The organism is Rhodanobacter fulvus Jip2 (assembly GCF_000264315.1).
GTDB classification, from domain to species: domain Bacteria; phylum Pseudomonadota; class Gammaproteobacteria; order Xanthomonadales; family Rhodanobacteraceae; genus Rhodanobacter; species Rhodanobacter fulvus.
Window position 1 is genome coordinate 1 of sequence record NZ_AJXU01000053.1, and the last position, 5,656, is coordinate 5,656.

At 54.5% G+C, this 5,656-nt stretch carries 4 protein-coding genes and 2 pseudogenes; all 6 read left to right on the forward strand.

The annotated features are described in order from the left end of the window. Positions 1-1,798 (forward strand): annotated as a pseudogene (locus UU9_RS18175) (hypothetical protein); the annotation flags it as partial. Next, positions 1,795-2,718: a PoNi-like cognate immunity protein gene (locus UU9_RS12760; RefSeq protein ID WP_007082169.1), complete on the forward strand. Its 924-nt coding sequence runs from the start codon at positions 1,795-1,797 to the stop codon at positions 2,716-2,718. The pseudogene UU9_RS18175 and the gene UU9_RS12760, both read left to right, overlap by 4 nt. Positions 2,719-2,881: 163 nt before the next feature. After that, positions 2,882-4,085: pseudogene (locus UU9_RS12765) on the forward strand (IS4 family transposase). Between the two features lie 29 nt (positions 4,086-4,114). Beyond that, positions 4,115-4,399: a DNA/RNA non-specific endonuclease gene (locus UU9_RS18565; protein WP_083838984.1), complete on the forward strand. Its 285-nt coding sequence runs from the start codon at positions 4,115-4,117 to the stop codon at positions 4,397-4,399. Then, the gene (locus UU9_RS17600) at positions 4,399-4,728 is read left to right on the forward strand and encodes a hypothetical protein (protein WP_156804289.1); all 330 of its coding nucleotides are present in this window, start codon (positions 4,399-4,401) and stop codon (positions 4,726-4,728) included. The genes UU9_RS18565 and UU9_RS17600 overlap by 1 nt, the downstream gene beginning before the upstream one ends. 365 nt (positions 4,729-5,093) lie before the next feature. Continuing rightward, a complete protein-coding gene (locus UU9_RS17605; RefSeq protein ID WP_083838985.1) occupies positions 5,094-5,501 on the forward strand; it encodes a hypothetical protein in 408 nt (135 codons plus the stop codon). Positions 5,502-5,656 lie beyond the last annotated feature (155 nt).

Sequence of the window (5,656 nt, forward strand, 5' to 3'; positions counted from 1 at the left end):
GAACCTGCTGGACACCGGCAGCCTGGTCGTCAACGACCTGCACAACAGCGCCCACAGCAGCGCGAGCCAGATGGGCTTCTCGTACAGCAGCAGTAGCTCAGCCGCCAGCAACATGGAAAGCAACGCCATGGGCGCCATGTTGAACGTGGCTGTGCCGCAGGGCAGCAGTGATAGCAGCGATACGCAAAGCAGCATCGCGCAGGGCACGATCATCGTGCGTGACAACCCGGACCAGGATCTGAGTGGCATCGATCGCAGCGCGACGGCGCTCAACGGCAATGGCGTCAGCAACGATTTTGATGTGGACAAGATCAAGGAGAAGCAGGCGCTAGGGCAGGCGGCCGGTTACGTAGGTATGCGAACGGTGGGCGAGTGGGCCCAGTCAAAGCAAAAGGACGCCTCAGATCGCATTACGGCGGCACAAAATGCCTATGCCGAAGCACAAGCAAATGGCGATGAAGCCGGCATGCAACAGGCGCTGGCCGATGGCAATAAGGCATTGGAGGATTTCCATGCGTGGGACGCCGGTAGTACAAACACCACCCTTCTGCACATGGGTGTGGGTGCCGTGGTGGCAGACCTGGGCGGTGGTAATGCGTTACAGGGTGCCTTGGGAGCCGGTGGCAGTGAAGTCTTGACGCCGCTGCTGGTGAACAAACTGGGTGAGCAGAATCTGCCCTGGGCGGCGGCCCTCGTCGGAGGTGTTTTGGGCGACGGTGCCGGCGCCGCCACCGCTATTGACGGTGCGCAGTACAACTACCTCAGCCATAAACAGAAGGACATGGAAAAGCAGGAGAAGGATGCCTGCGGCCTGAATGTTGCGTGTCTGGCGCAGGTCAACGCGAAATGGTCGGCTATCAGTGGTGAACAGAACATCGGCTATGCGGTAGGCGTAGGAGCGGGCTTGGGCATCGGCGCCTACGACATGGGCACGGGGATCATCAAGGCGATAGGTAGCCCTGCGGAGACGCTGGCGGGCGTCAAGGCCATTCTCAATGATCCAGCGTTTCGTGCTTCCGTGGGGGACGCTCTCGCCGACGAGTACGCGGAACGCGTGGATCGCATGGCGACCGCCTACGAGGATGCGGGTTGGGATGGTTCGGTGACCGCGGGCGTCGAAGTCGGCCGTTTGATCTTTGATGTAGCTGGCGCGGTGGAGGCTGCTGGCGGCGTGGCAAAGCTGGGGGTTTCGGTAACGACCAAGGCCGGGAAGGTTATTGGGGAAGTGGGGGAGGCGATAAAAAGCGGCGCGTTGGTGCAGAAGGCCGCGGATTGGGCGGGCACCAACTACGATTTCCTGATTAAAGCAGGAGGCGTATTTGGTACAGACGGTAAGCCACTGATGAGTTTCAAAGGCTTGACCAACGCTCAGAAAGGCGTCGTAGGAGAAGTTCTTGGCGGCACGTTGGCGGATAGCCTTGTCGCTGATGGCCAGCGTATCGGTCGCCTACCAGAGGTAGGGCAGAACGGCATTGATGACTTGCTGAAGGTCAACCGGTCAGACGTGGATTACGTAGTTATCGAGTATAAATTCGGCTCATCAACGCTCAAGCAGACCGCTGATGGTTTGCAGATGAGCGATGATTGGTTGTTGGGTACAAATACCGGCAGGGACCGGATTCTTCAAGCGGTGGGCGAGCGGAACGCACAATCCGTAGTGGACGCGATGGACGCTGGCCGTGTCGAGAAATGGGTGGTCCATACAGACCCTTATGGAAAGGTGACCATCGGCGTTCTTGGAAAGGATGGAAAGCTCATGCCAAAGCAAATTTCTAGTTTATTCGGGAGCTCTCGATGACACGAGATGCATGCAAGAGCGAGGCTTGGTTTAACGAGTGGATCGAATTTAATCTTAATTCCATCCAAAAAAGTTTGGAACAAACCAAGAAGCCTCCCGGAAACCCATTATATCGACCGCAATATGTATACGACATATCGAATAAGTATATTTCGCTTATCCTTCGGAAATATTCTCGAGGGGATTCAATCCATGAGTTGTTGCAATATTTTTCACCGCTGATTACTGTTTGGGAAGAGGCGGAGCGTCTGGGCAAGAACGTTTGGACGGAAAAACAGCAATACACACGCCATGCATGGAAAGTAAATCTTGATCACTACATCGCCTGTTTTTGGCTGGTGGGTTTGGCGTTGTCGCTTAATATTTCAGATGACTTGTGGTGGCGACTTTTGGCATTGATCGGCAATGAAGGCGAAGATGCTCTGCTCGACAGGATCATCGCCACGCGTCAACCAGATCGTCGTATTGGTGAAAAGCTTTGTCATCCCAAGCCTTATCAGCGCCTATTTGAGGCCGTGTTGGCGACGTCAGAAAAGCAACCTACGTTGCTACTTGTCTTTGTGGACAAGTGGTACAAAGAGCTCAATCGGTCGCCCAAGATGGGGCTTTCCGAGGATGCGGCGGTCTATGAACGGCCTTACTGGTACAACTCTCACAAGCTTGAAGGCGGCTATTTCGGGTACTGGTGCATCGAGGCTGTCGCGGCGGTGAAGGCATTTGGCTTGGATGATCGTTTGTGTTTGAGGCATCCCAATTATCCCGGTGACCTGTTGCGCCCCGACGAGGCGACCACTCATTTGAAGTCCAAAGTGTTGGAGAGCAATCCGTCTGCGGAAGTAGCTTCAAACGAGATGGATGCCTCGGCACCGACGGTCGGATTGTTCACGCGCTGGTTTGGTCGAAATAAGCCACGACAATGATTTGAAAACGGTGCGAAACAGGGGGGTGCGAAACAGGGGTCAGTGTCTGAGGTTTCCCCACGAATCCCCTCGATCAATCAACACGTTGCGCGCTGATTGAAGGAACAGTGCGCGCATGATGCGGTCATTCCTCACGGGTTACGAAGCCAGAGGAGACCACACCATGCGTGCGACCGAAGTATTGCAAAAGTGCCTGCGCGACGCACTCGGCGTTCCGCGCCGGGCCATGATCGCGCCAGATCGATCAGCGTCAGACGCCTGCCGTGAACCACCGCCTCGACAGCACGCAGCAACACGCGGTTGCGCAGCGCATGCATTGAACCCGCGCGCCGCTCAAGGCGCTGGATCGGCTATTGAGCAACCGCCATCTGCATGCCGAGCGCGAACACATCTACCAGGCCATGACCCGCTGGTTGGTGCGTAGCAAGCAGCCCACCATCGTCATTGATTGGTCGGATCTGAAGTCTGATCGAAGCTGGCATCTACTGCGCGCAGCGATTCCCGTGGGTGGCCGCTCGCTGCCGATCCTGGACATGGTGTTTCCCAACGGGCAACAAGGCTCGCCGAAGGCTGAAAAGCGGTTCCTACAACGCCTGGCGCAGGTATTGCCCGATGACGTGCGCCCGATTCTGGTGACCGATGCCGGCTTCCGTGGGCCATGGTTCCGAGCCGTCGAGGCGATGGGCTGGCAGTGGCTGGGACGCTTGCGCAATACGACGTATCTCAAACCCGTCGAGGTGCCCGATGAGCCCGATGAATGGGTGACGTGCAAAGCCATGTACGCCTTGGCAGCACGCAAGCCGCGCGATTTCGGATTGATAGATATCGCACGCAGCAATCCCCTGACGGCGCGCGTGGTGTTGCATGCCAAGCCACCCAAAGGACGCAAGCATCGTAATCGGCAAGGCGTGCCAGCGCGCAATTCCAACAGCCGCAAGAACGCCCAACGGGAGAGCGAACCGTGGTTGCTGGTGGCATCGCCCTCGCTGAGGCTAAATGCCCGCCAGCTAATCACGCTGTACGGGCGACGCATGCAGATCGAGCTGTCGTTCCGGGATCTGAAATCCCATCGCTACGGGCAGGGTTTCGAGGACAGCCTCACACGTAAATGTGCGCGCATCGAAGTGCTCCTGCTGTTCAGCGCGATGGCCGCGTTTGCCAGTTGGCTCGTGGGCATGGCGTGCGAAGCCGCTGGCATCGACGCCCGGCTTGCGCCGTTCCGATCGAGACGACGGCTCTACTCGGTCATGCGGCTGGGTCGTGAGGCACTCGTGCGACGATGGTCCAGTACGTGCTTGAGCGAACTCGTCGATCAACTACGACACCCGAGTCCACAACTACTGGATCAACTGGGCGTGCCGGCATGAATTCGTGGGGAAACCTCAGACACTGACCCCTGTTTTTTGGGGACGAGGGCGGTCACCTGATAGCGAGCATATTTGAAGGGCCTGGAGAAAAGTTGAATCTCCTGCCCATGAATGGAAATTTAAATAAGGGTGCATGGAAGACTATGGAAAATGAATGGTCGTCCGCACTCAAGGAGGGTAAGTCAGTAAGTGTGAAAATTGAGCCTGTTTATTCTGGTGGAGACATTAGGCCGGATAGATTTGTAGTTCAATACTCGATTGGCGGTGGGCGACCTGTAAGTATAGATTTTAAAAATTCCCCCGGGGGTGGCTAGTGGACGATCAGGTCTTGTATCAAGAAATTGGTCAATTGTTAGTTGATTCTGGGCCAGTGAATGCCCAGAAGATAACAGTAAGGGCAAAAATTTTTCCAAATAATGATGGTGGTCGGTATGAATTTGATTACATTGATGATGTTGGAGGCTTAAGTTGGTTTAATCCAGATAGCCGTGCTGTTGGAGATCTAACGGACACCCTCGTCAAGCTGAGGAATTTCTTTGCGAAAAACAATCTTTCGTCAGGAGAAAAAATTTGGTCAGAATGTGAAATAAATTTGGATGTAAAAAATATGAAAATAGGTATCGATTTCAAGTATGGCGAATAAGCAAAGAGGGGTGGCTAAGAGAGTAAATCTTGGCGACATTTCAAAAACAGGGGTCAGTGTGTACTTTATGCGCCCATCGAAAAGTCCACACTGACCCCTGTTTCTGCCATTGAGGCCAAGTTCGTAGATGACTGGGGCAGCTCTCTTCGGAATCCTGCGAGCCCCTCAGGCTCGAAGCCTTGGTCAGTGGCGGAGCAGACGAAAATGGTGGATCAAGCGAAAAAATACTCTTCGGGCTTTGATGGTGGCGTCATCTATCATACGAACAGTTCCGAGCTGGCCAGTTACTATTCAAAAATATTTACCGATGCCGGCGTTAAAAAGTTCAAATTTGTAATTACCCCTACGACAAAATGAGGCGTGTAATGAGTGGCGATCGGGATGCGCTGGAAGAAATTCTTGGCGGAAAAATTGAGCGGCGTGGGGAGCGCGAACTCCCTGGTCTAAGCCCTGTTGAGGGAGTTGAGTTTCATTACTACGAAGATGATGGAAAGAACAAGGCCAAGAAGCAGTTTAATGCTCTATTGGATTCCGCTGGATTAATAGAAGCTTCTAGCGGTGGCGTTGTATCTGACAGTTGCACAATTTATCTATCGGATAACCGTCGATTCCATGCTCTGTCCTACCACGGAGACATAGATGGTTGGCGGGAGGCTGTTGAAGCAGGAGCAAATGCTCGAGGCTTGCTTCTTGCTCGAATCGAAGGCGATCAGTTGGTGGTCTCTGATGGCCGCTCGATTCCTCTGTCAGAGTGCAAAATAGAGTTCTCTTGATATATGTCGATTCCACACAGACCAAAAGGGGGCCGGGGAAAGGGGGCGCGAAAAAGGGGGGCCGGGGGAAAAAGGAGAAACAGGGATCAGTGTGAACTTTCCGACGAATGCATTCCGGCCGCGCTGAATCCCGTTTTCAGCAAGCCCGCAGCCAC

Coding starts and splice junctions, on each gene's coding strand:
- UU9_RS12760 (WP_007082169.1), top strand. CDS start 1,795: ATGACACGAGATGCATGCAAGAGCGAGGCTTGGTTTAACGAGTGGATC.
- UU9_RS17605 (WP_083838985.1), top strand. CDS start 5,094: ATGAGTGGCGATCGGGATGCGCTGGAAGAAATTCTTGGCGGAAAAATT.